This window comes from Stagnimonas sp. FW305-C-60 (genome assembly GCF_058782965.1).
Window position 1 is genome coordinate 16234 of sequence record NZ_JBYSYF010000007.1, and the last position, 26645, is coordinate 42878.

26 protein-coding genes are annotated in these 26645 nt (G+C 68.2%); 19 read left to right on the forward strand and 7 right to left on the reverse strand.

Annotated features, from left to right (window positions below; genetic code table 11):
- Window positions 1–157 precede the first annotated feature (157 nt).
- The 5 genes from AC3WT6_RS15575 to AC3WT6_RS15595 all read left to right on the forward strand — a co-directional run bounded on the left by AC3WT6_RS15575 (window position 158) and on the right by AC3WT6_RS15595 (window position 5056).
- Window positions 158–646 (forward strand): hypothetical protein, encoded by a 489-nt coding sequence (locus AC3WT6_RS15575; protein ID WP_492654521.1) that lies wholly within the window; start codon window positions 158–160, stop codon window positions 644–646.
- A 103-nt stretch (window positions 647–749) separates the two neighbouring features.
- Entirely contained in the window at window positions 750–1994 is a 1245-nt protein-coding gene (locus tag AC3WT6_RS15580) for an efflux RND transporter periplasmic adaptor subunit (RefSeq protein WP_492654522.1), read from the forward strand.
- The gene (locus AC3WT6_RS15585) at window positions 1994–2683 is read left to right on the forward strand and encodes an ABC transporter ATP-binding protein (protein WP_492654523.1); all 690 of its coding nucleotides are present in this window, start codon (window positions 1994–1996) and stop codon (window positions 2681–2683) included. The genes AC3WT6_RS15580 and AC3WT6_RS15585 overlap by 1 nt, the downstream gene beginning before the upstream one ends.
- A gap of 14 nt (window positions 2684–2697) precedes the next feature.
- Complete coding sequence (locus AC3WT6_RS15590; protein WP_492654524.1) at window positions 2698–3858, forward strand: ABC transporter permease; 1161 nt, start codon at window positions 2698–2700, stop codon at window positions 3856–3858.
- Between the two features lie 13 nt (window positions 3859–3871).
- Window positions 3872–5056, forward strand: coding sequence for an ABC transporter permease (locus AC3WT6_RS15595; protein ID WP_492654525.1), 1185 nt, complete (start codon window positions 3872–3874; stop codon window positions 5054–5056).
- A 262-nt stretch (window positions 5057–5318) separates the two neighbouring features.
- Here AC3WT6_RS15595 and AC3WT6_RS15600 read toward each other — a convergent pair whose 3' ends face one another.
- Complete coding sequence (locus tag AC3WT6_RS15600; protein WP_492654526.1) at window positions 5319–7748, reverse strand: SUMF1/EgtB/PvdO family nonheme iron enzyme; 2430 nt, start codon at window positions 7746–7748, stop codon at window positions 5319–5321.
- A 125-nt stretch (window positions 7749–7873) separates the two neighbouring features.
- Between AC3WT6_RS15600 and AC3WT6_RS15605 the strand changes: the two genes are divergently transcribed.
- The 6 genes from AC3WT6_RS15605 to AC3WT6_RS15630 all read left to right on the forward strand — a co-directional run bounded on the left by AC3WT6_RS15605 (window position 7874) and on the right by AC3WT6_RS15630 (window position 16300).
- Complete coding sequence (locus tag AC3WT6_RS15605; RefSeq protein WP_492654527.1) at window positions 7874–8749, forward strand: FHA domain-containing protein; 876 nt, start codon at window positions 7874–7876, stop codon at window positions 8747–8749.
- 10 nt (window positions 8750–8759) lie between these two features.
- Window positions 8760–9695, forward strand: coding sequence for an FHA domain-containing protein (locus AC3WT6_RS15610; protein WP_492654528.1), 936 nt, complete (start codon window positions 8760–8762; stop codon window positions 9693–9695).
- An 11-nt stretch (window positions 9696–9706) separates the two neighbouring features.
- Entirely contained in the window at window positions 9707–10660 is a 954-nt protein-coding gene (locus tag AC3WT6_RS15615) for a 2-oxoadipate dioxygenase/decarboxylase family protein (RefSeq protein ID WP_492654529.1), read from the forward strand.
- Window positions 10661–11121: 461 nt separating this feature from the next.
- Window positions 11122–14073, forward strand: a complete 2952-nt coding sequence (locus tag AC3WT6_RS15620; protein WP_492654530.1) for a ribonucleoside-diphosphate reductase subunit alpha — start codon at window positions 11122–11124, stop codon at window positions 14071–14073.
- Window positions 14074–14201: 128 nt separating this feature from the next.
- A complete protein-coding gene (locus AC3WT6_RS15625; protein WP_492654531.1) occupies window positions 14202–15404 on the forward strand; it encodes a ribonucleotide-diphosphate reductase subunit beta in 1203 nt (400 codons plus the stop codon).
- 125 nt (window positions 15405–15529) lie between these two features.
- Entirely contained in the window at window positions 15530–16300 is a 771-nt protein-coding gene (locus AC3WT6_RS15630) for an SDR family NAD(P)-dependent oxidoreductase (RefSeq protein ID WP_492654532.1), read from the forward strand.
- Window positions 16301–16450: 150 nt separating this feature from the next.
- Here AC3WT6_RS15630 and AC3WT6_RS15635 read toward each other — a convergent pair whose 3' ends face one another.
- The gene (locus AC3WT6_RS15635) at window positions 16451–17113 is read right to left on the reverse strand and encodes a glutathione S-transferase family protein (protein WP_492654533.1); all 663 of its coding nucleotides are present in this window, start codon (window positions 17111–17113) and stop codon (window positions 16451–16453) included.
- Between the two features lie 150 nt (window positions 17114–17263).
- Between AC3WT6_RS15635 and AC3WT6_RS15640 the strand changes: the two genes are divergently transcribed.
- The 3 genes from AC3WT6_RS15640 to AC3WT6_RS15650 all read left to right on the forward strand — a co-directional run bounded on the left by AC3WT6_RS15640 (window position 17264) and on the right by AC3WT6_RS15650 (window position 19003).
- A complete protein-coding gene (locus AC3WT6_RS15640; protein WP_492654534.1) occupies window positions 17264–17614 on the forward strand; it encodes an FKBP-type peptidyl-prolyl cis-trans isomerase in 351 nt (116 codons plus the stop codon).
- A gap of 169 nt (window positions 17615–17783) precedes the next feature.
- On the forward strand, window positions 17784–18173 hold the full coding sequence (locus AC3WT6_RS15645; protein WP_492654535.1) for a group II truncated hemoglobin: 390 nt from the start codon (window positions 17784–17786) through the stop codon (window positions 18171–18173).
- Between the two features lie 47 nt (window positions 18174–18220).
- A complete protein-coding gene (locus AC3WT6_RS15650; RefSeq protein WP_492654536.1) occupies window positions 18221–19003 on the forward strand; it encodes a sterol desaturase family protein in 783 nt (260 codons plus the stop codon).
- Here AC3WT6_RS15650 and AC3WT6_RS15655 read toward each other — a convergent pair.
- The gene (locus tag AC3WT6_RS15655; protein WP_492654537.1) at window positions 19000–19521 is read right to left on the reverse strand and encodes a hypothetical protein; all 522 of its coding nucleotides are present in this window, start codon (window positions 19519–19521) and stop codon (window positions 19000–19002) included. The genes AC3WT6_RS15650 and AC3WT6_RS15655 overlap by 4 nt on opposite strands.
- A gap of 110 nt (window positions 19522–19631) precedes the next feature.
- Here AC3WT6_RS15655 and AC3WT6_RS15660 point away from each other — a divergent pair, with 110 nt between their 5' ends.
- Window positions 19632–20414 carry an alpha/beta fold hydrolase gene (locus AC3WT6_RS15660; RefSeq protein WP_492654538.1) on the forward strand — a complete coding sequence of 261 codons (783 nt, stop codon included), beginning with the start codon at window positions 19632–19634 and terminating at the stop codon, window positions 20412–20414.
- Window positions 20415–20431: 17 nt separating this feature from the next.
- On the opposite strand, the gene AC3WT6_RS15665 is transcribed toward AC3WT6_RS15660, so the two are convergent.
- The gene (locus tag AC3WT6_RS15665; RefSeq protein WP_492654539.1) at window positions 20432–20623 is read right to left on the reverse strand and encodes a YgaP family membrane protein; all 192 of its coding nucleotides are present in this window, start codon (window positions 20621–20623) and stop codon (window positions 20432–20434) included.
- Window positions 20624–20795: 172 nt separating this feature from the next.
- Here AC3WT6_RS15665 and AC3WT6_RS15670 point away from each other — a divergent pair, with 172 nt between their 5' ends.
- From AC3WT6_RS15670 to AC3WT6_RS15680, 3 genes are all read left to right on the forward strand, one after another.
- A complete protein-coding gene (locus tag AC3WT6_RS15670; RefSeq protein WP_492654540.1) occupies window positions 20796–21686 on the forward strand; it encodes a cation diffusion facilitator family transporter in 891 nt (296 codons plus the stop codon).
- Window positions 21687–21822: 136 nt separating this feature from the next.
- Complete coding sequence (locus tag AC3WT6_RS15675; RefSeq protein WP_492654541.1) at window positions 21823–22143, forward strand: hypothetical protein; 321 nt, start codon at window positions 21823–21825, stop codon at window positions 22141–22143.
- An 87-nt stretch (window positions 22144–22230) separates the two neighbouring features.
- Window positions 22231–22422, forward strand: coding sequence for a DUF4169 family protein (locus AC3WT6_RS15680; protein WP_492654542.1), 192 nt, complete (start codon window positions 22231–22233; stop codon window positions 22420–22422).
- Window positions 22423–22425: 3 nt separating this feature from the next.
- Here AC3WT6_RS15680 and AC3WT6_RS15685 read toward each other — a convergent pair whose 3' ends face one another.
- Both AC3WT6_RS15685 and AC3WT6_RS15690 read right to left on the reverse strand, forming a co-directional pair.
- Complete coding sequence (locus tag AC3WT6_RS15685) at window positions 22426–23388, reverse strand: NAD(P)H-dependent flavin oxidoreductase (protein WP_492654543.1); 963 nt, start codon at window positions 23386–23388, stop codon at window positions 22426–22428.
- 420 nt (window positions 23389–23808) lie between these two features.
- Window positions 23809–24684 carry a sterol desaturase family protein gene (locus AC3WT6_RS15690; protein WP_492654544.1) on the reverse strand — a complete coding sequence of 292 codons (876 nt, stop codon included), beginning with the start codon at window positions 24682–24684 and terminating at the stop codon, window positions 23809–23811.
- Between the two features lie 82 nt (window positions 24685–24766).
- Between AC3WT6_RS15690 and AC3WT6_RS15695 the strand changes: the two genes are divergently transcribed.
- On the forward strand, window positions 24767–25777 hold the full coding sequence (locus AC3WT6_RS15695) for an AraC family transcriptional regulator (protein WP_492654545.1): 1011 nt from the start codon (window positions 24767–24769) through the stop codon (window positions 25775–25777).
- A gap of 14 nt (window positions 25778–25791) precedes the next feature.
- Here AC3WT6_RS15695 and AC3WT6_RS15700 read toward each other — a convergent pair whose 3' ends face one another.
- Window positions 25792–26562, reverse strand: coding sequence for a hypothetical protein (locus tag AC3WT6_RS15700; RefSeq protein ID WP_492654546.1), 771 nt, complete (start codon window positions 26560–26562; stop codon window positions 25792–25794).
- Window positions 26563–26645 lie beyond the last annotated feature (83 nt).

Below are 26645 nucleotides of genomic sequence, written 5' to 3' on the forward strand. Positions count from 1 at the left end.
GCCCCTTGCGCCGCCTGCGGCGACCCCTCAGAGCCAGGCGTGCTACCGTGCGCCACGCCCCGGCCTGCAATTCCCCGCCGCCGCGACTGCGGACGCGCCGAGATTCCGACTTGCCGGCGGCCGCCCGTTCCTTGCCGGCAAGCTGTATGGAGCGCGCATGAAACCAGCCACCCGATTCCGCGGTGTCGACGGCCAGTATCACCCCACCGGGTACCAACTCGGCATCGACGGCAAGTACTACCCCAAGGAGCATTTCCTGGGTAGCGACGGCAAGTACCACCCGCCCGGTTCCTTTATGGGCACCGACGGCAAATACCATCGCAATGGCGAGCTGCTCTGTGGCGATGGCGAATACCGCGCCGCCGGCTCCTTCCTGGGTCATGACGGCCAGTACTACGGCCGCAATTTCTTTCTCGGTGAAGACGGTCGCTACCATCCGCCAGGTTCCTTCCTGGGCATGGACGGCCAATACCACCCGCGCGGCTGCTTCCGCGGCCAGGACGGCAAGTACCACTATGCCGGCTCGGTGCTGGGCGCCGACGGCGAGTACCGACTCGACGATGCACTGGTCGCCGCCGCTGGCGAAGAAGCCGCCGCCAATCCCAAGGAAAGGCAGCGCCGCAACCGCGAAGGCGTCAACTGCTGAACCGGGTGGACCGCCGGAGGTTTCTGGCGGTTACAAGAAATCGCTACCGCCAGGACATGGGCTACGGCATGCTGCACGCCTAAGCATTTCAGCGACCGCCCGTATGTCCTCCCAAGCCGAACTCCTGCGCCAGCTTTCCATTGACCGTGGCAGTGCCAGCAGCCTGGAGCCCGCGCGTCCGCGCTGGCCCTGGGTACTGGCGGCCTTGTTGCTGCTGCTGGCCGGCGGCGCCTACCTGGCCCTGCGCGGCGGCGGAGCCCAGCCGGTGCGTGCGGTCAGCGTGCAGGTGAAGGGCGGCGCGGCGGCGGCTGGCGGCGGCTCGGTGCTCGACGCCTCCGGCTACGTGGTGGCGCGCCGGCAGGCGACGGTGTCTTCGAAGATCACCGGCAAGGTGGTGGCGATCAACTTCGAGGAGGGCCAGCGCGTCGAGGAAGGCGAGGTGCTGGCGCGCCTGGACGCCAGCAACAGCCGCGCCCAGCTCGGGCTCGCCGAGGCCCAGGTCGAACAGGCCCGTGCCCAGCTGACCGAACTGCGGGTGTCGCTCGCCAATGCCGAGCGTGACGCCCGCCGCAACCGCGAGCTGCTCGACAAGAAGCTGGTCTCGCAGGCCGCGGTCGACAACGCCGACACCACCGTGGCGCAGCTCAAGGCCAGGCTCGCGAGCAGCGAGCAGGGCGTGCGGGTGGCGCAGCAGCAGCTGGCGGTGAGCCGCCAGCAGAACGAGGACACCGTGGTGCGCGCGCCGTTCTCCGGCGTCATCACCGTGAAGAACGCGCAGCCGGGCGAGATGATCTCGCCGCTCTCCGCCGGCGGCGCCGGCACCCGCACCGGGCTGGGCACCCTGGTGGACATGAACTCGCTGGAAGTCGAGGTCGACGTCAACGAAAACTTCCTCACCAAGGTGAAGGCCGGGCAACGCGCCAGCACCAAGCTCAATGCCTATCCGGACTGGGAGATTCCCTCCGAGCTGATCGCCATCATCCCCACCGCCGACCGCAGCAAGGCGACGGTGAAGGTGCGGGTGGGCCTGGTGCGCAAGAGTGGTGAGGCGTTGGACCCGCGCATCCTGCCGGACATGGGCGCGCGGGTGAGCTTTCTCGCCGACGATGCACCGGAGCCGACCGCCGCGCTGCCGCGACGGGTGCTGATTCCCGCCGAGGCGCTGGCAGGCGACGCGGTATTCGTGATCGGCGGCGAGACGGTGCGCCGTCAGCCGGTGAAGACCGTGCCGGCCGAGAACGGCTATCTGCAGGTGTTGGACGGCCTCAACGGCGGCGAGTCGCTGGCAGTCGGCGATTTCGGCAAACTCGCGGAAGGAAGCCGGATCAAGGTGCAAGGAGCCCAGTGATGAGTGAAGCCATCGTGCAATTGCGCGGCGTCAGCAAGACCTACACGCGCGGCAAGCAGAGCGTCGAGGTGCTGAAGGCCCTGGACCTAGAAGTGGCCAAGGGCGACTTCCTGGCGCTCATGGGCCCCTCCGGCTCGGGCAAGACCACCCTGCTCAACCTGATCGGTGGCCTCGACCAGCCCACCCGGGGCGAGGTGGTCGTGGCCGGCGAGCGCATCGAGAAGCTCAAGTCCTCGGCGCTTGCCGCCTGGCGCGCCCGCCACGTCGGCTTCGTGTTCCAGTTCTACAACCTGATGCCGATGCTCAGCGCGCAGAAGAACGTCGAGCTGCCGCTGCTGCTGACCAAGCTCTCGGCCAGCGAGCGCGCCCGGCGCGCGCAGATCGCGCTCACCGTGGTCGGCCTCGCCGACCGCGCCAGCCACAAGCCCAACGAACTTTCCGGCGGCCAGGCGCAGCGTGTCGCCATCGCCCGCGCATTGGTCGCCGACCCCACCCTGCTGATCTGCGACGAACCCACCGGCGATCTCGACCGCAAGACCGCCGACGAGATCCTGGGCCTCTTGCAGACACTCAACCGCGAGCACGGCAAGACCATCGTGATGGTGACCCACGACCCCAAGGCGGCGGAGTTTGCGACGCACCAGGTGCATATGGATAAGGGCGCGCTGGCGATCGAGCCGGCGCACTAAGGCGGGAGGCCGCGATGAAATACTTCCCGCTGCTCTGGGCCACGCTCTGGCGCAAGAAGACCCGCACCTGGCTGACGCTGTTCTCGCTGGTCGCCGCCTTCCTGCTGCTGGGCCTGTTGCAGGCGGCCAACTCGGTGTTCAACACCGGCGGCCTGAATCTCGGCGCCAATCTGCTGATCACCCAGGCGCGGGTTTCCTTCACCTCACCGCTGCCGCTGCGCCTGCTGCCGCAGATCGAGGCAGTGCCGGGCATCGAGTCGGTGTCGTTCTCGCAGTTCTTCGGCGGCGTCTACAAGGACCCGAAGAATTTCTTCCCGCAGTTCGCGGTACAGCCGGAGCGCTGGCTGAAGACCTTCACCGAATGCACGCTGCCGGCCGAGCAGGCGGCGGCCTGGAAGAGCTCACGCACTGCCGCCATCGCCGGCAGGCAGCTCGCCGAGCGCTTCGGCTGGAAAGTCGGCGACCGCATTCCCCTGGTGAGCCAGATCTTTCCCAAGAAGGACGGCTCGCGCGCCTGGGAATTCGATCTGGTCGGCATCTTCGACAACACCAGCACCGACTCCTGCCCGCGCATGGGCAATATGTACATCCGTTACGACTACTTCGACGAGGCGCGGCTGTTCGGCCAGGGCGGCGCCGGCATCTACGTGCTGCGCATCGCCGACCCCGACCGCGCCGAAGCCATCGGCCGGCAGATCGACCAGATGTTCGAGAACTCGCCGGACGAGACCAAGACCCAGACCGAAAAGGAGTTCTCGCTCAACTTCGTGCGTCAGATCGGCAATCTGAGCCTGATCCTCAATTCCATCCTCGGCGCGGTGTTCTTCACCATCCTGCTGCTCACTGGCAACACCATGAGCCAGGCGGTGCGCGAGCGCATCCCGGAGCTGGCAGTGCTCAAGACGCTGGGCTTCACCAATGGCAGTGTGCTGGCGCTGGTGATCGCCGAGTCGCTGCTGCTCTGCGTGATCGGTGGCCTGGTGGGCATGGGCCTGGCCAATGTGGTGATGGGCGTGCTGGCGCATGCGCCGGTGCAGATGCCACCGCTCAAGGCCGATACCCAGGTCTGGATGATCGCGCTCGCCAGCATGTTCGGCGTCGGCCTGCTGGTCGGCCTGCCGCCGGCGCTCAAGGCCATGCGCCTGTCCATCGTCGACGGCCTGAGCGGTCGATAAGGAGCCCATCCACATGAAGCAAATCCTCGCCATCACCTGGATGAACCTGCGCGCCATCCCGCAGCGGCTGGGTTCGTCGCTGGTGATCGTCATCGGCATCGCCGGCGTGGTCGGCGTGCTGGTGGCGCTGCTGTCGATGTCGCAAGGCTTCGGCGCCACCCTCAAGGCCACCGGCAAGACCGACCGCGCGCTGTTCCTGGCCGGTGGCGTCACCGCCGAGCTGTCCTCGACGCTGCTGGGCGATGTGCTGCCGCTCTTGCGCGAGCTGCCCGGCATCCGCAAGGACGCCCAAGGCCGGCCGCTGGCCTCCGCCGAACTGGTGGTGATCACCGAGCTGCGCCGTGGCGAAGGCGCGCAGCGCGCCGACGTCAATGTCTCGCTGCGCGGCGTCGAGCCCATGGGCCTGAGCATCCGCCCCGAGGTGAAGCTGGTCGAGGGCCGCTGGTTCACGCCCGGCCTGCGCGAGGTGGTGGTCGGCCAGGGCGCGGCGCGGCAGTTCCAGGGCGTCAGCGTCGGCTCGGTGCTGAGGTTTCGTGGCTCGGAGTGGACCGTGGTCGGGGTCTTCGCCTCCGGCGGCGACGCCCACGAGTCGGAGCTGTGGACCGACGCCAACACCGCCCGTTCGGCCTTCGGCCGCGGCAGCTCGGCCTCCTCGCTGCTGGCGCAGCTGGAATCGCCGGACAGCCTGGAGCCGCTGAAGGCGGCGCTCAAGGCCGACCCGCGCCTGCAGGTGGATGTCAGCACCGAGCTCGCCTACTACTCCAGCCAGTCGCAGCAGTTCAGCGACCAGATCGGCATGCTGACCGGCGTGGTCGCCACCATCATGGCGGTGGGTGCGCTGTTCGGCGCACTCAACAGCATGTACTCGGCGGTCTCGACCCGGCAGGTGGAGATCGCCACCCTGCGCGCGATCGGTTTCTCCGGCCTGCCGGTGGTGCTCTCGGTGCTCACCGAGGCCATGCTGCTGGCACTCAGCGGCGGCGTGCTCGGCGCGACCGTGGCCTATCTGCTGTTCAACGGCATGACCGTCTCGACCCTGGGCGCCAACTTCACCCAGGTCGCGTTCAACTTCGCGGTCACCCCCGAGCTGGTGCAGAAGGGCCTGAGCTGGGCGCTGGTGATCGGCCTGATCGGCGGTCTGCCGCCGGCGGTCAAGGCAGTGCGCATGCCGGTGGTCGAGGCCCTGCGCAGCGGCTAGCACAGCTCGGTGAGGGCGGCGGCCGCTGGCCGCCTGTGAGGGCGCTGCCCGCTGCGCGGGCTCGCTGTGAGGTCGCGATGCTACGCATCGCTGTGAGGGAAAAGCCGAAACGAACAGCGGGCGGCGCCAAGCTCAGCACTGCTTGCTGTTGCTTATCCCTGACAGGGCCGCGCAGCGGCCCGCCCTCACAGCGGGAAGCGCAGCGAACCCGCGCCCTCACAGGCGGCCAGCGGCCGCCGCCCTCACCGCGCAGGTACTCAGCCTATTCCTGGACCACGCGAAAGCCGGTCCAGACATTGCGGCGGTAGGACTCAAAGCCCTCGCGCGCGCCCGCATCCAGGGTCTCCAGGCCCTCCCGCCAGGAGCCGCCGCGCACGGTCATGCGGCCCGGCTCGCCCGGAGTGGCACAGCGGTTGCTGATGCCGGGGCCGGCGGTGTAGCTGGAACAGGTCCACTCGCGGACATTGCCGAGCATCTCGAACAATCCGAACGGGTTGGCGGCGAAGCTGCGCACCGCCATCGGCTGGGTCGGCACCAGCGGCGGGCAGCTCTGGCAGCTGGCCATGCCCTCGACATATTCATTGCCCCACCAGTAGCGGCCGCGGGTGCCGGCGCGGGCGGCGAATTCCCACTCGGCCTCGGTGGGCAGGCGGAAGCGCTGACCGGTTTCCCGGCTCAGCCAGTCGCTATAGGCCTGGGCGTCGGCGAGGCTGGTGCAGACCACCGGAAAATCGTCGGTCTGCGCATAGCCGGGGGCGTTCCATTCCGGCAGCCGGCTACCGGCGCTCTCGCAGGGGTAGTTGGGCCAGCGCGGATTGCGGTAGCCACTGCGGCGCACGAAATCGGTGAACTGCCCCACCGTCACCTCGCTGGCGCCGATGCGGAACGGCCGCAGTGACAGGGGCGCGCCGCCGCTGGGCTGCGGCAGCTCGCCGGCCGGCAGGGCCACCAGCTCGGGCAGGCGCACCGGACTCAGGGCGGTCTCGGCGGCCGCGGTCCGCGGTTCGGGCGCATCGGCCGCCGGCACCGCGGCGCTGGCTACCGACGCGGCTGGCACGACCTCGGGAGCGGGGTGGTCGCTGCCGGGCGGGTGCAGCAACACGTACACCACCGCCAGGGCGGCGGTCAGCCCCAGCGCGATCAGCAACAGGCGGTTGGGCAGCCGGCTGCCGCGACGGTCTTCGGCCCGCCGCGATGGCGGTGACGCCGGGCTGGCGAGCAGCGAGGGCGCCGGCTCCGGCGGCCGGCGATGGGTGGAGGCCGAGCCGGCATCCAGTGGCGGCAACTCGCCCAGCACCGCCCTGGGGGCGGTCTTGACCGCTGGCACGGGCAGGGACGCCGCCACCTCGCCACGCGCGCCCAGCAGGGGATAGCCACCCGGGGGCCGCAGCGCGTCGTTGGGGCCCAGCTCCGCGGCCAGGGCCTCGCTGGCGGATCGCGGCCGCTCCAGCCCGGTGCCGGCAGCAACGGCCGGCACCGGCGGCGGCACCGCGCGCAGCACCACCGCCGGCGGCGGATCGGGCGGCAGCGTCGACCCCGGCAAGCGCTGCGCGGAGGGCGGTCCGGTGGGCGTGCTCGGCGCGGTCGCGGGCGGCGTCGACTTCGGCTCCGGCGTCATCGGCGGCAGCGTGCGGGAGCGTGGCCGGCTCGCCGAGTCGGCCTCGACCCCGGGCCGGGGCGGTGGCAGCGGCGCCTCGCCCAGGCCTTGGTACTGCTCCAGGGCGGTGCGGAATTCCGCCGCACTCTGGTAGCGATCATTGGGGCGCACCGCCAGCGCCTTGCGCATGGCCGGGATCAGCGAATCCGGAATCCCCGCCCAGCCACCGCTTTCCATCGGGTCCTGGCCGATGCGGTCCAGGGCAATCGGCGGCGCATGGCCGGTGAGCATGCGAAACAGCGTGGCGGCAGTGCCGTAGACGTCGGTCCAGGGGCCCTGCACCGCGCGCCGCTGGTATTGCTCCAGCGGCGCATAGCCCTCGGTGAGCACCACCGACAGGCTCTGCACGCGGTCGCCCGCCGCCTGCCGGGCGGCACCGAAGTCGAGCACGATCGGCCGGCCCACCGCCGCGAGATAAATGTTGTGTGGCTTCAGATCCCGGTGCACCAGACCGCGCTCGTGCACGTACTGCAGGCCGTCGAGCACCGGCTTGATCAGCGGGATCGCCAGCGCCGGCTCCAGCCGGGTGCGGACGCTGGTCAGGTAGTCGCCCAGCGTCATGCCCTCGTAGTAATCCATCACCAGATAGGCGGTGGAGTTGGCGTTGAAGAAGTTGCGCACCCGCACGATGTTGGGGTGGTCGAGCTTGGCGACGATGCGCGCCTCGCGCAGGAACTGCTCCTTGCCAAACTCGAAGCCGCGGCGGTCTTCCGGCGTGTGCGCCAGCACCTCGAGATTTTCCTGGGTGCGACCGGCGAGTTCGCGCGGCAGGTATTCCTTGATCGCCACCCGCTGCTGCAAGTTGACGTCCCAGCCCAGGTAGGTGATGCCGAAGCCACCTGGCCGTCCCAGCACCCGGCCGACCCGGTACTGACCACCGAGGATCATGCCGTGCGGCAGAAACAGCGGGCTGCGCGGTGCCGCCTCGTCGTAGCCGCAGTAAGGGCAGGCCGCCACACCGCCCTTTAGTTGGAAGCAGCCCGGGCAGTGCTTTTGATAGCGCGCAGCGCTCGCTGCGGAATCAATCGAGGTCATAACCTGATTGTATAATCGCCAATGCTGACGACGCGACCTGCCAGAGCTGCGCCGGCCCTCGCCGCCACGTATGGTCCGGCAACGCAAGCCGCTCCCGCCAGCGTCCCATCCCGACCGGCCAAAGCATGAGTCCAGCCCCGTCCGCCTCGCCCCGTCTCTCCACCGTGATGCTGGCCTCGGTGGTCTCGCTGCGCGGCGGCAGTCTACGGCCGGACCAGCAGGCACTGCTGAAGGCCGCCCTGGAGCGTCCGGGCGCGGCCATCGCGGTCACCGGCGGCGGCGAGTATCTGGGCATGTTCGATCGCACCGAGCTGGCGCTCGACGCCGCCCTCGCCTTTCTGCATGCCGCCGAGGCAATCAACGAGCAGGGTCTGGCCGGCGCCTATGCCGGCCGGGTAGCGCTGGAAGTCTGGCCGGAAGACAGCGAGCTGCCGGTGGAGCACATCCGCCAGGTGCTGGCGCTGGCGCAGGAACACGGCCTGCTGCTCACCGCCAGCTGCATCCCCCACCTGCCCGCCAGGCTGCGCTCCGAGCTGCAACCCCTGGGCAGCCGCCAGAGCAACCCCGCCCTGCAAGGTGTGATGGAGCTGCCCTGGCGCGAGACCGCCGCCACCTACCGCGAGGCGACGCTGTTCGTCTCCAGCCGCGCGCAGCCGGAGCAGCACCAGGCGCTGCGCCTGACTCGGCGCGGCGCCAGCGTGCTGGTGCGGCCGGAGGACTGCCCGTTCACGGTCGGCCGCGATGCCGCCTGCGCGCTCGGCATCGGCGGCCCCAATGTCTCGCGCCTGCATGGCGCGGTGCTCTACGAGGCCGGCAAGTTCCACTACCGCGACGACTCCCGCAACGGCAGTTACCTGACCAGCGGCGGCACCGAGGTGTTCGTGCATGCCGAGCGCTACCCGCTGGTGGCCGAGGGCGTCATCAGCCCCGGCTCGCCGCTGATCGAACAGACCGGCGACGTGATCCGCTACGCCTGCCTGGCGTTCGATCCGGGCCGCTAGGAGCGCCACGATGCCACTACAGCCTGGCAACGGCATTTTTGAAGGCGCCATCCTGCTGGCGGTGTATTCCGACGCCCGCGGCCGGCAGCTGGCCGACGTGGTGCTCGACTATGAAGACCGCCGCCTGTGCAGCCGCATCATCGAGCACTCCGCCGGCCTGCCGCTGGAAATGACGCCGATCCGCGTCGGCGCGCTGTTCGGCAGCGCCGCCGAAGCCTGGCAGGCGGCGCAAGCCCTGCTGCGGGCGGTGGAAACCATCCGGGTCGCCAATCCGCTGCGGCGGCAGCTGGCGGTGCAGGTGCTGCTGGACTGGGGCCGCTATCACCGTGAGGGCCAGCAGCTGCGCGCCGAGGGGCTGGATTACCTGCCCAGCCGGCTGCGGCGCCTGCCCGGCCATGCCATCGCCTGTACCGACGCGCTATTCGGCCGCCTGCGCGCCGAGGGCAACCCGCCCACGCCAAGCGAGCGGCTGGAAGAAGATCTGCTGCTGCTCAGCGCTCCGCTCGGCGAGTCGGAAACCCGCCTGGTCAACGAGCCCAGCCTGGTCGGCTCCGGCCTGTTCATGAACCTGAGCCTGAAGCTGCGCGGCGAAACCCGGGAATTCGTCCCCGTCGACTGCCCCTTGCGCCTGGGGCGCGACGCCCAGTGCACGCTGGTGCTGGCCGGCGACAAGGTCTCGCGGGTGCATGGCCGCATCGAGTTCAAGCACCAGAAGTTCGTCTACATCGACGACAGCAAGAACGGCAGCTATGTGCTCACCGGTGCCGGCGCCGAGCTGCTGCTCAAGCGCGGCGAGAGCCTGATCCTGGCCGGCGAAGGCGCGATCAGCCCCGGCCTGCCGCTGGCCCAGCAGACCGGCGACATCGTCCGCTACTCCTGCCGGCCCTCGAAGTTGGAACTGGGCGAGCCGCCCGAGCCGGGCGACACTGTGCGCATCCCCCCTTGAAGAGCCCCGCCATGAGTCTGCTCCCCGCCGCCGTGCTCCGTGCCCGCTTCGTCGAGCGCGCCACCGCCAAGTTCGCCGGCAATGTGCCGGACTTCGTCGCCCTGCGGCAGCTGGTGAACGAACAAGGCGGCGTGTTCCGCAACGATCACGGCGCGATCCGCACCGCCGACCCGGCGGTGCGCGCACTGATCGTGCGCGCCGCGCGGGTGCTGGGCCTGCACCGCGACCGCGACTATCTGTTCCCGGCCAAGAAGCTGGTCAGCTTCGATCTGCAGGCCGACGGCCAGGACGCCAGCCAGTTCAAGATCTTTGTCTCCCAGGTCGATCTCGCCGCCTTTCCGCCGGCGGTCGCCAGCCTGCTGCGCGAGGACTGCGCCCAGCAGGCGGCGGCGGTGGACCACCGCGCCTTCATGGCCCAGATCGAACGTGCCGAACAGCAGGGGGCTCTGAGCGAGGCCGATGCCGAGGCTTTCATCGAGCACTTCGTCACCCGCCTGATGAGCCGCAACGGCGCGCCGATGCGGCGCAGCACGCTGGAGGCGGTGGCGGCGGTATCGCCGGAGGCCGCCAGCGCCCTGGCGCTGGGCCCCGACTTCAACCACGTCACCATCGACGTGCTGGCCGCCGGCTTTGAAGGCATCGAAGCGATGGCGGCGGCGATGCCGGCGCGTGGCTTCCGGCTACTGCCGGCGATCCAGGGCGCGCCCGGCAGCAAGCTGCGGCAGACCGCCACCATGGCCGCGACCATGGCCACGCCCGTGATGGAGGCCGATGGCAGCCTGGGCAGCGCGCCGACCGAAAAGCAGTTCGTGGAGATCATCGAGCGCGCCCAGGCGCAGGCCGAAGACGGCGCCCTGCTCTGGCAGGACGATGGCCGGCCGCTGATCTACAAGCACTTCCTGGCCGCCAACGCCGAGAAGATCTTCGACGCCGCCGCCACCAAGGCCAGCGGCCCGGCCTGCTGAGCAAGTTGGCCAGGGCTGCGCAAGCCCAGCACCGCCCCGCCCTTACCGAAAAAATCAGCTCCACCGGCGCCAATCCGGCGCCGGTGGCGGCTGCGTGGACGGCACTAGCCGCGATTTTCGCCGCGGTTTGCAGTCCTGGGGCTAAGTAGCTGTCGACGCAGGTTTTTGCCAAAAACCTCCCCAAGTTATCCACCGCTTATCGACGGCTTAGACGCGGGCTTGTTCAGGCTGTAACACAGCATCTAGTGGCTAGGCCGTCATCAGGCCACAACATTTTGTGAGAAAACGCGTTGACGCTACCCCCCTGCGGCGGTATCGTCGGCCCACTATCCGCTGCACCCCTTTCGTCGTCCGCCACGCGTGCACACCACGTAAACCCGGCCTCGACAGGCACTTCATTTCGTTTTGTTCCAATACCAACACACGGCAAGAAGCCGTACGCCGTCCAGGGAGACCGTTCCATGCAGAGTTCCAGCCTCACCACCCCCAGCCGTCCGGACCATCTCCCGACGCCGGCCGCTCCCGCCGGCCTCGCCGAGGTCAGCGCCACCGCCCCGGGCGGTCTGCGCGTCATCCGCCGCAACGGCAAGGTGACCGCGTTTGACGCCAGCAAGATCAGCATCGCCGTCACCAAGGCCTTTCTGGCCGTGGAAGGCGGCGCCGCCGCCGCCAGCGCCGCGGTGCGCGAGAAGGTCGATGCCATCACCCGCAGCGTGGTCGCCGCGCTGACCCGCAACATGAGCGGCGGCGGCACCGTGCACATCGAAGACATCCAGGACCAGGTGGAACTCGGCCTGATGCGCGCCGGCGAGCACAAGATCGCCCGCAGCTACGTGATCTACCGCGAGGAGCGCTCGCAGGCCCGCGCCGCCGAAGCCGCGGCCAAGGCGCCGAGCGAAGCCGCTCGCCCGGGCCTCACCGTCAAGCTCGACGACGGCCGCAGCGTGCCGCTGGACCAGGATCGTCTGACCGTGCTGGTGCGCGAGGCCTGCGCCGGCCTTTCCGGCGTGGACGTGCAGGAAGTGGTGCAGGCCGCGGTGCGCGACCTCTACGACGGCATTCCGGAAACCGAGCTCTCGCAGGCGCTCACCCTCGCTGCCCGCGCGCGCATCGAGAAGGAGCCGAACTACACCTACGTTTCGGCCCGCCTGCTGACCGTGGCCCTGTACCACGAGGCGCTGAAGTTCCTCGACCAGGCCCAGACCCGCCCGACCGCCAGCGAGATGGCCGCGCTCTACCCCGAATACTTCCGCGCCTACATCGAGCGCGGCGTGAAGGAAGAGCTGCTCGATGCCCGCTGCATGGAGTACGACCTCGAGCGCCTGGGCAATGCCCTGATGCCTGAGCGCGACGGCAAGTTCGACTACCTCGGCCTGCAGACCCTCTACGACCGCTACTTCATCCACCGCAACAAGAAGCGCTTCGAGCTGCCGCAGGCCTTCTTCATGCGCGTCGCCATGGGCCTCGCCATCAACGAGGTGGACCGCGAGACCAAGGCCATCGAGTTCTACAACCTGCTCAGCAGCTTCGACTTCATGTCGAGCACGCCGACCCTGTTCAACAGCGCCACGCCGCGCCCGCAGCTGTCCTCCTGCTACCTCACCCAGGTGCCGGACGATCTGCACGGCATCTTCAGCGCGGTGCACGACAACGCCATGCTCTCGAAGTTTGCCGGCGGCCTGGGCAACGACTGGACGCCGGTGCGCGGCATGGGCGGCTACATCAAGGGCACCAATGGCAAGAGCAACGGCGTGGTGCCGTTCCTGAAGGTCGCCAACGACACCTGCGTGGCGGTCAATCAGGGCGGCAAGCGCAAGGGCGCGCTCTGCGCGTATCTCGAAACCTGGCACCGCGACGTCGAGGAATTCCTCGACCTGCGCAAGAACACCGGTGACGAGCGCCGCCGCGCGCACGACATGGACACCGCCAACTGGATCCCCGACCTGTTCATGAAGCGGGTGATGGAAGAAGGCCAGTGGACGCTGTTCAGCCCCGAGGAAGTGCCGGACCTGCACGACCTCACCGGCGCCGCCTTCGAGAAGCGCTACAACGAGTACGAGAAGCTGGCCGACGACGGCCGCATCAAGAACTACAAGCGCATGCCCGCCGTCACCCTGTGGCGGAAGATGCTGGCCATGCTGTTTGAAACCGGCCACCCCTGGTTCACCTTCAAAGACCCCTGCAACCTGCGCAGCCCGCAGCAGCATGTCGGCGTGGTGCACAGCTCCAACCTTTGCACCGAGATCACGCTCAACACCAAGGCCGGCTCCGAGATCGCGGTCTGCAACCTGGGTTCGGTCAACCTGCCGGCGCACATCAAGGCCGACGGCACGCTCGACCTGGTGAAGCTGGAGAAGACCGTCAGCACCGCCATGCGCATGCTGGATAACGTGATCGACTACAACTACTACTCGGTGCCGACCGCGCGTAACAGCAACCTGCGCCACCGTCCGGTGGGCCTGGGCCTGATGGGCTTCCACGACTCGCTCTACAAGCTGCGTCTGCCCTACGAGAGCGATGCCGCCATCCAGTTCGCCGACACCAGCATGGAGGCGGTGAGCTACTACGCGATCAAGGCCAGCAACCAGCTGGCGCAGGAGCGCGGCGCCTACTCCAGCTTCAAGGGCTCGCTGTGGGACCAGGGCATTCTGCCCATCGACTCCATCGAGATCCTCGCGCAGCAGCGCGGCGGCCATCTGGTGCAGGACCGCAGCCAGTCCGGCCAGTTTGACTGGGCCGGCCTGCGCGCCGAGATCAAGGTGAGCGGCATGCGCAACAGCAACTGCATGGCCATCGCTCCCACCGCGACCATCAGCAACATCGTCGGCGTCAGCCAGAGCATCGACCCCACGTACCAGAACCTGTACGTGAAATCGAACCTGTCGGGCGACTTCACGGTGGTGAACGAGTACCTGGTCAACGACCTGAAGAAGCTGGGCCTGTGGGACGAGGTGATGGCCCACGACCTCAAGTACTTCGACGGCAGTGTGCAGCGCATCGACCGCGTGCCGGCCGAGCTCAAGGCCATCTACAAGTGCGCCTTCGAGATCGACAGTAAGCGCCTGGTGGATGCCGGCAGCCGCCGCCAGAAGTGGCTGGACCAGGCCCAGAGCCTCAACCTGTACATGGCGCAGCCCAGCGGCCGCAAGCTGGACGAGCTGTACAAGCACGCCTGGGTCTCGGGCCTGAAGACCACCTACTACCTGCGCAGCCTGGGTGCCACCCACACCGAGAAGACCACCATCACCGATGGCCGTCTGAACATGGTGGGCAATGGCAGCGCCGCCAGCGGCGGTGGCGTGGCCGCCAGCGCGCCCATCGTCGCCAAGCCGCTGACCGCCGAGGAACAGGGCATTGCCACCGGGCCGAAGCTCTGCTCGCTGGAAGACCCCACCTGCGAGGCCTGCCAGTAAACCGGCGCGAGGTCGCCATGAAGCACCGCAACGACCCGCCCCGCGCGGGTCGTTGCACCTAGAGACACCTGCAAGCCCGCCCCCCCGGCGCGGACGACAACGAACAAGTAGCTGAGAGGACCAACACCATGCTGAACTGGGACGACGAACCCACCACCCCGGCTCCCACCGCCGCCAAGCCCGCCACCACCGGCGGCTACACCCCGCATCCGGCGGTGGTGATGAGCGCCGCTCCGGCGGCCTCGCCCAAGCAGGACGGACTGTTCGCCGAAGGCGGCGCCACCGGTCTCGAAGAGATCAAGATGGGCGCCGCACGCATCCGCGTGGACGAGAAGAAGATCATCAACTGCCGCGCCGACCTCAACCAGCTGGTGCCCTTCAAGTACAAGTGGGCCTGGGAGAAGTACCTCGCCGCCTGCAACAACCACTGGATGCCGCAGGAAATCCAGATGACGGCCGACATCGCCCTCTGGCAGGACCCGCACGGCCTCACCGAGGACGAGCGCACCATCATCAAGCGCAGCCTGGGCTTCTTCTCCACCGCCGACTCGCTGGTGGCCAACAACCTCGTGCTCGCCGTCTACAAGCACCTGACCAACCCCGAGTGCCGCCAGTACCTGCTGCGCCAGGCCTTCGAGGAGGCCATCCACACCCACGCTTATCAGTACTGCATCGAGAGCCTGGGCCTGGACGAGGCCGAAGTGTTCAACATGTATCGGGAGATCCCGTCGATCCACGACAAGGCGGCCTGGAGCCTGCCCTTCACCCAGAGCCTGGCCGACCCCGACTTCCACACCGGCACACCGGAAACCGACCGCCGCTTCCTGCGCGACATGATCGCCTTCTACGTGGTGTTTGAAGGCATCTTCTTCTACGTCGGCTTCGTGCAACTGCTCAGCTTTGGCCGCCGCAACAAGATGATCGGCGTGAGCGAGCAGATCCAGTACATCATGCGTGACGAAGCCATGCACATGAACTTCGGCATCGACGTCATCAACCAGATCAAGGTCGAAAACCCGCACCTGTGGAGCGCCGAGTTCCAGCAGGAAGTGCTGGAGATGATCAAGGAGGCGACCGAGCTGGAGATCAAGTACGCGCACGACACCATGCCGCGCGGCGTGCTGGGCCTGAACGCCAGCATGTTCAACGACTACATGAAGTTCATCGCCAACCGCCGCTGCGCCCAGATCGGCCTCAAGGCCCTCTACCCCGGCGCCACCGAAAACCCCTTCCCGTGGATGAGCGAGGTGATCGATCTCAAGAAGGAGAAGAACTTCTTTGAGACTCGGGTTACTGAGTACCAGACGGGTGGGGCTTTGAGCTGGGATTGATTGTGAGTCACACCGTAGGGACACGTAGGGTCTCGCGAAGACAGCAGCAAGCGAAAGGGCCGTCGATCGATGGCTCTTTCTTCTTTTCGGCTCGAGATTCATGACACATTGAGGGAGGAGGACGAATGAGCACACAGACCGTCTTGATCACCGGCGCATCGGCAGGGTTGGGTGTCGATTTCGCCCACCTCTATGCGGGCCGGAAAAACAATCTGGTCCTCGTGGCCCGGCGCCGGGACAAACTTGAACAGCTCGCGCAGGAACTTCGGAACGGTCACGGCATCAAGGTCACGGTGCTGAGCCAGGACCTGTCGCTACCGGGTGCGGCCATCGCGCTGACGGACCAGTTGAGCGCATCGGGCCTGCAGATCGATGTTCTGGTCAATAACGCAGGCTTCGGCTTGCGCGGGAACGTGGTGGACCTGGACTGCCAACGGCAGACCGAGATGCTCAATCTGAATTGCACCGCGCTCACGGAACTGAGCCGCCTGTTGCTGCCCGGCATGATCAGCCGCGGGCAGGGCGGCATCCTGAATGTGGGTTCGACCGCGGGCTTCCAACCGGGACCGCACATGGCTGTTTACTACGCCAGCAAGGCCTATGTGCTGATGTTCTCGGAAGCCCTGCATGAAGAGTGTCGCGGCACCGGTGTGCGGGTGAGCTGCTTATGCCCGGGCGCCACCGCGACCGAATTCGCGCAGGTGGCGGACATGAAAGATTCCCTGCTCTTTCGGCTCGGAACCATGTCATCGAGGAAAGTGGCCGCAATTGGCATCCAGGGCCTGGACAAGAACAAAGCGGTCAACATCGCCGGCATGAAGAACTGGTTGAGCGCGCTTTCAGTACGTTTCACGCCACGCTTCATGGTCCGCTGGTTCGTCAAGTATCTACAGTAGCCGCGAGGCGCCGGCACACGTTGGTAGCTCTCGAAGCCAGCCAGCGTAGCCTGGGTGAAATCCGGGTTGTTTCTGCGGTCAGGGCAAAACCCGGATTGCATCGGGGCCACATAACTGCTCGAAGGGGAGGCAGGGCCTCGCAGCGCAAACTCAATCCCGCTCCGGTGTCCCCAACGGAAAGTACGGCCGGAACGGCCGGGCCTCCTCCACCGCCCGCGCAAACGGCGCCCAGGCCTTGAGCCGTTCGCGGTAGGCGGTGAGGTTCGGGTAGCGCGTGCCGTCGATGCGCTGCGTCCAGTCGGCATAGAACAGCGCCGGGGCGGCCGAGCAGTCGGCCAGGCTGGGGGCGTCGCCGACGGCCCAGGTTCGGCCGGGCAGGTATTGCTCCAGCCAGGCGTAGCTGGTTTCCAGCGCGGCCAGCGCATCGGCCACGCCGCGCGCATCGCGCTGCTCGGCCGGGCGCAGGGCGTCGAAGACCACCTTTTGCTGATGGCTCTGCACGTAGTTGTCGAAGAAGCGGTCGAGAAAGCGCACCTGCAAGGCAGTGGCGGGGTCGGCGGGCAGCCAGCGGGTGCGGCCGGGGTAGTTCACATCAAGGTGCTCGATGATGATCGAGGCCTCCATCACCGAAGCCTCGCCATCCACCAGCAGCGGGAAGCGCTTGATCGGCCAGCGCCGGGCGAGTTCGAGATTGGCCGGCGAGTCGGGCGCGCCGAGGGTCTGATAATCGAAGGCGAGGCCGTTTTCGTAGAGGGCGATCAGCACCTTCTGGCAGTAGGACGAGAACGGATGGGCGTAGAGCTGGAGGGCCATGGCGGGGCTCGGTCTGGGCAGCGGCGAGGGGCGCGGATGCCCAGTGTGCCCGCGCGAGCCGCCAAAGGGAGAACGGCGCGCCGCTTGTGGAGCCCGGGGCCGGCTCGCTACCCTGCCCGCCCCATCGCATCCATGAGAACCGAGACCGCCATGACCGTGACCACCGCCTCCGGCCTGCAGTACGAAGACACCACCGTCGGCTCCGGCGCCGAAGCCAAGGCCGGCCAGCAGGTGCGGGTGCACTACACCGGCTGGCTGTACAACGATGGCAAGCAGGGCGGCAAGTTCGACAGCAGCAAGGATCGCGGCCAGCCGTTCTCGTTCGCGCTCGGCGCCGGCCAGGTGATCCGCGGCTGGGACGAGGGCGTGCAGGGCATAAAGGTGGGTGGCACCCGCCGCCTGATCATCCCCGCCGCGCTGGGCTACGGCGCGCGCGGCGCCGGTGGCGTGATTCCGCCCAACGCGACGCTGCTGTTCGAGGTGGAGCTGCTGGGCGTCTAAAGCCCGCACAAACGGGCTGCTGGATCGCTGAGCGCCCTACAGGCGCGGGGCGATCCAGACCTGCCTAGGCAACGAGGGCTTTCGCAAACTGACGCGGATCAATATCGCGCCGCAAACGGCGGCCCAGACTGCGCGCTGATCCCAGCCACCGGCCGGCGCCAGACTCGCGATGCAGAACCAACTCAGTCCCTACGAAGCCCTGGGCGGCGAGGCCGGCGTGCAGGCGTTGGCGACGGCGTTCTACAACGCCATGGACCGCCTGCCGGAAGCGCAGGACATCCGCCGCATGCACGGCGCCTCGCTGGATCTCATCAAGGCCAAGCTGGCGGCCTACCTCAGTGGCTGGCTGGGCGGGCCGCTGGTTTACGTCGAGCGCTTCGGGCCGATGTGTCTGGGCCATGCCCACGAGCCCTACGAGATCGGCAGCGCCGAGCGCGATCAGTGGATGCTGTGCATGGACACCGCGCTGGAGGAGATCGGCGCGCCGGTGCCGCTGCGCGAACCGCTGCACAAGGCCTTTCACCGCCTGGCCAGCGCGCTACGCACCGTCGAGGACTGACGCGGCAGCGCTGGAACGTCATAGCGCTCCGCCCCTAGCATCCGGGCATGGATACCGTCGCCGCCCTGCTCGCGCTCTATCGCGAACCGCTGTTCTGGTTGTTTCCGATCGCCACCATCGTGATCGGCATGATCGCCTTCATGGCCTTTGCACTGCCGATGACCTGGGCGGCGCAAAAGGATGTCGCCTGGCTACGGCGCTACCGCATCCAGAACCGCCGCGAGAAGCCGGGGCTGTTCTGGCCCTCGGTCTGGGCCTGGCTGCGCAACAACCTGTGGATGCTCGCCACCGTGGTGCTGGTGTGGCCGCTGGTGCGGCTGACCGGCGTACACACCGGGCCGCTGCCGGCCTGGTGGCTGGTGGCGCTGCAACTGCTGTTCTTCGTCTACCTCGACGACGCCATCTACTACGCTTTTCACCGGACCATGCACCGCCCCTGGTGGTTCAAGCGCGTGCACGGCGTGCATCACCGCGTGCACACGCCCTGGGCGATCACCGGCCACAACATGCACCCCTTCGAGTACGTCGCCACCGGCCTGATCGCCACGCTCGGCCCGGTGCTGGTCGGCGCCCATGTGTTCGTCGTCTATCTCTGGGTGGTGATCCGCCAGTGGGAGGCCGCCGAGGGCCATTGCGGCTACGACCTGCCGTTTTCGCCGACGCGCTTCCTGCCGCTCTCCGACGGCGCCCTGCACCACGACTTTCACCACGCGCGCGTGCGCGGCAACTTCGGCGGCTTTCTGCCGATCTGGGACCGCGTGTTCGGCACCTATGTGCGCGACTACCAAGCCGACCGCGACCGCCTGCGGCAGGCGCAGCGCACGCCCTAGATCAACGCCGGCCGGTGCAGGCGCGCCAGGGCGCCGCGCAGCAATAGCCGCGAGTAGAGCCGGTGGAAACCAAGCAGGGCGCGGAACAGCCAACCCATGCGCGACACGCCGTCGGCGGCGCGCAGCGGCACCACCGCCGAGCCGAAGTACAGCCGGGTGCGCGTTGCTGGCGCACCAGCCACCGGCACCGCCATCAGCCAGGAGCGGGTGCGGCCGCGGTAGTCGCTCAGCAGCAATTGCTGGTCGTCGCGCGCCTCGACCGTCCAGGCGGCGAAGGTGTTGATGGCGCCGGCGGCGAGCTGCAGTACCTGGGCGTCGCTCGATGGCTTGCCCACCACCAGGCGCAGAATCGCCCGCTCCAGCCGGAACAGGCGGCCGGTGTAGAAGGCCAGCAGGTACTGCGGCAGCGAGACGGTGCCCTCGAACTCGACGGCATAGCAGTCGGCATAGCCACCCTCGCCGGCGTAGCGGCGCAGCAAGGCGTCATCGGGCAGCGGACAGGGCCGGATCGTGGACATCGCGGATGCTCCAGGCGGCGACGGACATCTTTGATGCTAGTGCTTGTGAGTGCCGCCCGGCGGGACTACCTTGGCGCCACTACAAAAACCCGTGCCCGAGGAGTCGCGCCATGCCCTACGCCGCCATCAATGGTCAGCAGTTGCATTACCTCGACACCGGCGGCGACGGCCCCGCCGTGGTGTTCTCGCACGGCCTATTGATGGATCACGCGATGTTCGCGCCACAGATCAAGGCGCTGCGCGACCGCTACCGGGTGATCGCCTGGGACGAGCGAGGCCACGGCCTCACCAACGATGCCGGCGCGCCGTTCAGCTATTACGACTCGGCGGCCGACCTGATCGGCCTGCTCGATCATCTCGGGGTGGCGCAGGCGGTGTTCGCCGGCATGTCGCAGGGCGGCTATCTGTCGCTGCGCGCGGCGCTGCGTTATCCGCAGCGGGTGCGGGCGCTGATCCTGATCGACACCCAGGCGCGGCCAGAGGCGGCGGAGACGCTGCCGATGTATCAGCAGCTGATCGCGGCCTGGGTAGCGCAGGGTCTGAGCGAGGAGATGGCGACCACCATCGAGCACATCATCCTCGGCGCCGGCTATGCCCGCGCGGCGGCCTGGAAGGACAAATGGAAGGCGCAGCGCCCGGCCAATCTGGCGCAGATCTTCCACACCCTGGCCAGCCGCGACGACATCAGTGGCGAGCTGGGACGCATCACGGTGCCGGCGCTGGTGATCCACGGCGACGCCGATGCCGCCATCCCGCTGGCGCATGCCCAGGAGATGGCGCAGGCGCTACCGCAGGCGCAGCTTAAGGTGATCGCCGGCGCCGGCCATGCCAGCAACCTCACCCACCCCGAGCAGGTGACGCCGCTGATCGAGGCCTTTCTCGCCGGCCTGTAGGCGCCGGCGTCGGGGGCTCAGCGCTTTTCCAGCGGGCAGCTGCTCAAGCCCAGCAGGCTGTAGGCCGGGCAGACGCGCAGGATGGCGGTCGCCAGCGGCACCAGGCCGATCCAGGCCCAGACCGGACCGCCGAGCAGCGCCCAAACGATCAGCGCCACACCGACGGCGCCACGCAGGCCGCGATCCAGGGTTCCGACATTGGCTTTCATCTAAAGACTCCTTAAGCGGGTCGGCATTGCGACCGATGCCGCCAGTGAAACAGCCCGCCGCCAAGCCGACATTGATGCCGGTCAATCCGCCGCCGGCAACGCGGCGGATTCGATCTGCGCCAGGCCGCCCACTACACTGGCGGCCCGACTCGCGCTGCCCCTGACCTTACGCATGACTGTCCGTACCGCCGGCACCCCGCCCAACACCCGGCTGCAGTCGCTGGCCGCGGGCAGCATCCTGCTCGGCCTGGTGGTGCTGGCGCTGAAATTCGCCGCCTGGAAGCTCACCGGCAGCGTCGCGCTGTACTCGGACGCGCTGGAGAGCATCATCAATGTCGTCACCTCGGTCGCCGCCTATGCGGCGATCCGGGTCAGCGCCCAGCCGGCCGATGCCGGCCATCCCTATGGCCACAGCAAGGCGGAATATTTTTCCGCGGTGGTCGAGGGCGTGCTGATTCTGGTGGCGGCGCTGGCGATCCTGCGCGAAGCGGCCTACGGCCTGCTACACCCGCAGCCACTGGATGCGCCGCTGCTGGGCCTGATGGTCAGCGGCCTGGCCACCGCGCTGAACCTGGGCTGGGGCCTGCTGCTGATCCGCCGCGGCCGCACCGCGCGCTCGCCGGCGTTGGAGGCCGACGGCCACCACCTGATGAGCGATGTCTACACCTCCGCCGGCGTGCTGCTGGGCGTGGCGGTGGTGGCACTCACGGGCTGGTCCTGGCTGGACTCCACGCTGGCCGGCGTGGTGGCCCTGCACATCCTCTGGACCGGCTGGACCCTGATGCGCGACAGCCTGGGCGGCCTGATGGACGCCGCCATGCCGGCCTCGGAGCTGGAGCGGCTGGTCGCCCTGATCGACGCCGAAAAAGGCGCCGACGCGGTGGTGCTGGGCCTGCGCACCCGCCAGGCCGGGCGCCTGACCTTCATCGACTTCACCCTGCAGGTGCCCAGCCGTTGGTCGGTCGCCGAGGCGCACGCGCACTGCGACCGCATCGAGGAGGCCCTGCTGGTCGAACTGGGCGAGGCCTCGATCAACATCCACCTGGAACCATTGGCGGAATAGCCGGGCCGGCCGAACCGGGCTTCAGGTTATGCTCTGCGGCGACGCCAGAACCGCTTCCTGACTGCTTGTTCAGCCCTGAATCAGTTCTTGCATTTAAAACGGGGTGGCCTTCCCCAGCCCCGAGACCGAGCCTCCGATGCCCAGCCTGCGCCTATTCAGCTTTGCCGCACTCTGGCTGGCCAGCAGCCTGACTCTTGCCATGCCTGCCGGCGGCGTGGACGACCGCCTGATGAGCGCCTGCGCCGCCCGGGTGGATGCGCGCATGGACAGCATGGGTGCCGACGAGCTGGAGTACATCCGCCGCCTGGAATTCGGCCTGCGCATGGCCATGGCGCCCTTTGCCGCCGGCGACTCGCTCAACCACCAGGATCTCGCCGAGGCCAGCCAGCAGCTGAACCTCGCCCGCTACCGTCTGGCCTCCGCCTGCGGAGTGCCGCTGCACACCGCCGGCCGCTAGGCCTGGCGCATCCCGCGGGCGCTGGCGGTAGCTCCAGCCAGCTGAAACACTGCGCACCTCGCAATCCGCAATCGAGTTGAGCTGCCCGTGGCCGAGATCATCAACCTCAACAAGGCGCGCAAGGCCAAGGCCCGCGTCACCGCCGAGAAACAGGCGGCGGAAAACCGCGTGCGCTTCGGTCGCAGCAAGGCGCAGAAGCAGCAGGATGCCGCCGAGTCCGAGGCAATGCGCCGCAAGCTCGACAGCCTGCGGCTGGACCCGTCCGAGCCGGACGCCTAAACCTCAGACCGCCAGCAGGCGGGCGCGTGCGGCGGCGTATTCCCGCGCCAGCCGCTGCACCAACTGCGCCGCCGGCAGCACCTCGCGCACCGCACCGACGCCCTGGCCGCAGCCCCAGATGTCTTTCCAGGCCTTGGCGTCGCCGCTGGCGGCGCCGAAGTCCATCTTGCTGGGGTCGGAGCCGGGCAGATTCGCGGGGTCCAAACCGGCGGCGATGATGGAGGGGATCAGATAGTTGCCGGGCACGCCGGTGAACGAGGGCGTGTAGAGGATGTCGGCCGAGCTGGCGTCGACGATGGCCTGCTTGTAGGCGGCGCTGGCGCGCGCTTCCTCGGTGGCGATGAAGGCCGAGCCGATGTAGGCGAGATCGGCGCCCATCGCCTGCGCGGCGAGGATGGCGTCACCGGTGGCGATGCTGCCGGACAGCGCCAGCGGCCCCTGGAACCACTCGCGGATCTCCTGGATCAGCGCGAACGGCGAGGTGGTGCCGGCATGGCCGCCGGCGCCGGCGGCGACCGCAATCAGGCCGTCGGCGCCCTTCTCCACCGCCTTCTTGGCGAACTTGTTGTTGATGATGTCGTGGAAAACGATGCCGCCGTAGCCGTGCACGGCGGCGTTGACATCCTCGCGCGCGCCCAGCGAGGTGATCACCACCGGCACCTTGTACTTCACGGTCAGCTCCAGATCGTGCATCAGCCGGTCGTTGGACTTGTGCACGATCTGGTTGATGGCGAACGGCGCGCTGGGCGCTTCCGGGTGCTTGGCGTCGTGCTCGGCCAGCTCGCTGGTGATGCGGATCAGCCATTCCTCCAACTGCGCCGCCGGCCGCGCATTGAGCGCCGGAAAGCTGCCGACGATGCCCGCCTTGCACTGGGCGATGACCAGATCGGGATTGCTGACGATGAACAGCGGTGAACCGATGACGGGCAGGCGGAGCTTGTTCTTAAGCGCGGCGGGCAGGGCCATGAGTACCTCGTGGGGCGGTAGGGAAATTTGGGTGGCGCATGATGCGCGACCTACCGGGTGGTATGCCAGCTTGGGGGTGGGGCTGTATCAGACCAGAGGTGGGCTGGTTTTTGGGCTAAGGGCTGTTTGCTTTAGCCCCCTCCCCCGCTTGCGGGGGAGGGCTGGGGTGGGGGCGGTTGCCGCGTCCTCGCCTGGTCAGCACTCACGAGCGAAACGCCCCCATCCCGACCTTCCCCCGCAGGCGGGGGAAGGGGCGTCAACGGCCAGCGGTGTGGGGACTGGCTAGCCTTCGCTAAGCGCCCGCACTCCGTAGGCAGCCTCTCCTCGCCATCCCTGGCGCGACTGCATACTCCGATCTATCCCCTGCCCGGTCATCCATGGCCGGGCGTTCGGCCGGGCAGCGAAGGCCACTGGCCTTCGCTAAGCGCCCGGCCTCACCCACTCCGGTGGCGCCCAGAGGTGTTTCAGGCGCTGCCAGAGCGGGCCGGGACGGGCGGCGTCGCGGAACATGTCCCGCCACTCGTGAAACATCATCACCAGCGGGTTGCTGCTGCGAATCTGGCGGACGATGCCGTACTCCGGTGCCTCGACCTCGGGCACGTAGGTGCCGAACAGGCGATCCCAGACGATCAGCACGCCGGCGTAGTTGCGGTCGATGTACTGGGCGTTGCGGGCATGGTGCACGCGGTGGTGCGAGGGCGTGTTGAACACCGCCTCGATCCAGCGCGGCAGCTTGCGCAGGCTCTCGGTGTGCACGAAAAACTGGTAGCCCAGGCTGATCGCCACCGCCAGGATCACCGTCTCCGGCTTGAAGCCCAGCCAGGCCAGCGGCAACCAGAACACCCACATGCCGGACAAGGGATAGGTCAGGCTCTGGCGCAGGGCGGTGGCCAGGTTCATGGTCTCGGAGGAATGGTGGGTGACGTGGCTGGCCCACATCCAGCGCACCCGGTGGCTGGCGCGGTGGAACCAGTAGTAGAGAAAGTCCTGCAAGACCAGGAGCAGCACGGCCGACCACCAGGTCGCCGGAATCTCGAACAGCCGGTGCCGGTAGAGCCCGTAGAACAAGCCGATCACCAGCGCCCAGGCAATACCGTCGGCCACCGCGTGGCTGAGCGCCAGCAGGATGTTGGTGGAGACCTGCCCCAGCGAGTAGGTCTGCCGACCGCGCCGCGCCAGGTACCAGGCTTCGGCGGCCATGCAGAGCGCGAACACCGGCGCCAGCAGCAGCAGAAAGATTTTCTCCAGGCCAACGGCCTGCACGGCGGCCAGGGCTGGTTGCAGCAGCGATTGCATCTCGGGGCTCCTCCTCAAGTTGACGCTGGCGGCATTCTGGGGGAGCGTGCGCGCGCCATCTTGACCGCAGCCGTCAACCGGAATGACCGCAGACGCCATCGCTCCCACCGTCGCCCTCGGCTACCTGCGCGCGCTGTTCGACTACCTGCGTCTCAACAACCTCGAGGCCGAGGCGGTGCTGGATGGGCGAAGGCTCGACTTCGACGACCGCGAAGCACGCATCCCCGAGCCGGAAGCAGCCGCCTTGTTCAATCGCGCCGCCAGCCTGCTTGGCGACGCCGATCTGGGCCTGCACGTCGGCGAGCAGATCCGCCCCGGCCATTACGGCGTGCTCGGCTATGTGGCGATGGCCTGCGACACCCTGGGCGAAGCCCTGGCCTGCCAGCAGCGCTACCAGGCCCTGGTGCTGAGCCTGCCGCCGATGCGCATGAGCCCGGAAGGCGAAGGCCTGCTGCTGTGCTGGCAGTCGGTGCCGGACGCCAGCTACCGCCAGTTGGCCGAGTTCAACCTCTCGGCCCTGCTCAGCTTCGTACGCTGGATCACCGGTCGGCCGCTGATGCCGCTGCGTCTGGACCTGATCTACCCGGAGCCAGCCGACACCCGCGAGCAGCGCCGCCTGTTCGGCTGCCCGCTGCGCTTCAACCAGAGCGAGTACCGGCTGCTGATTCCCACGACCTGGGCGGGCCTGCCGCTGATCCAGCCCGACCCGACCATGCGCGCCCTGATGGACCGCCTCGCCGAGCGTCAGCTCCAGCAGCTGGCGCAGGCCGACGACCCGGTGGCGCGGGCGCGGGCGCAGATCGCCCGTCAGCTCAGCGAGGGGGTGCCGGAACTGGGAGGGGTCGCCGCGCGCTTGCAGCTCTCGCCACGCAGTCTGCAAAGACTGTTGCAGGAACAGGGGCTCAGCTACAGCCAGCTGGTGGAGGCGGTGCGCCGCGAACTGGCCGAGCGCTATCTCGCCGAGCCGGGGCTGGATCTCACCGACCTCGCCTTCCTGCTCGGCTATTCGGAGCAGAGCGCCTTTCAGCGCGCCTACAAGCGCTGGACCGGCCGGACGCCGGGCGAGTACCGGCGCCAGCTCGCGGGCGGCTGAGCGCGCCGCCTCGGCTACCAGCGGCGGTTGTTGGGCAGCCGGGCCCCGAGGGCGGTGAGGAAGCTGCGGATGTCCGGGTCGTCCACGCGCAGGGAAACACTGCGCACGGTATCGGCGATGGCGGCCTGATCGGCCTCGCTCAAGCGCTGCGGCAACTGCCGGCAGAAATCCAGCGCGGCGCGGCGCTCCTCGGCGCTGGACAGCCAGTTCATCCGGTTGGCCAGCACTTTCAGCACCTCGCCCGGAGCCGGCACCGCCTTGCCGAAGGCGCCGCGCCAGTAGGACTCGCTGTTGCAGAGGTCGAGGTACTCCAGCAGATCGACCCGCGGCAGCAAGGCCGCCAACTCCTGATGCCGGCCGGCACGGTGCAGACGCACCATCAGGGCGCGTACGCAGGGGCGCCGGTGCGCGCTCGGCGGGCATTGCAGCAAACCATCCGCCACCTCGCCGAGCGCGGTTTCGTCCCAACTGCCCAGCGCGTCGGCGTAGAGCTGCAGCAGCACCACCTGATTGCGCAGGCGCTCGCGCAGTCCTTGCACCAGGCTCGGCCGCTGGCTCTGCAACTGTTTGAGCGCCTGCACCCGCAGCGGCGTGGCCAGACCCTCCGGCTGACGATAGGCGGCCTCCAGCAGATCGATGACCGCGATACCACGGGCATCGCCCGCCGGCGCCGCCAGCGCCACGGCCAGGGCCTGATTCAACTTCTCGGGAGACACCACGCCCAGGCGGCGCATGGCGGTGAGAGGATCGCGAAGGACGTCCTTGTCCGAGTGGGACTCAATCATGGCGGTTCAGCAGTACCAGGGCGGCAAACAGGCAAACGACATTCATAACTAGTGCCAGCCGGTGACGCTGGCATGACCGGCCG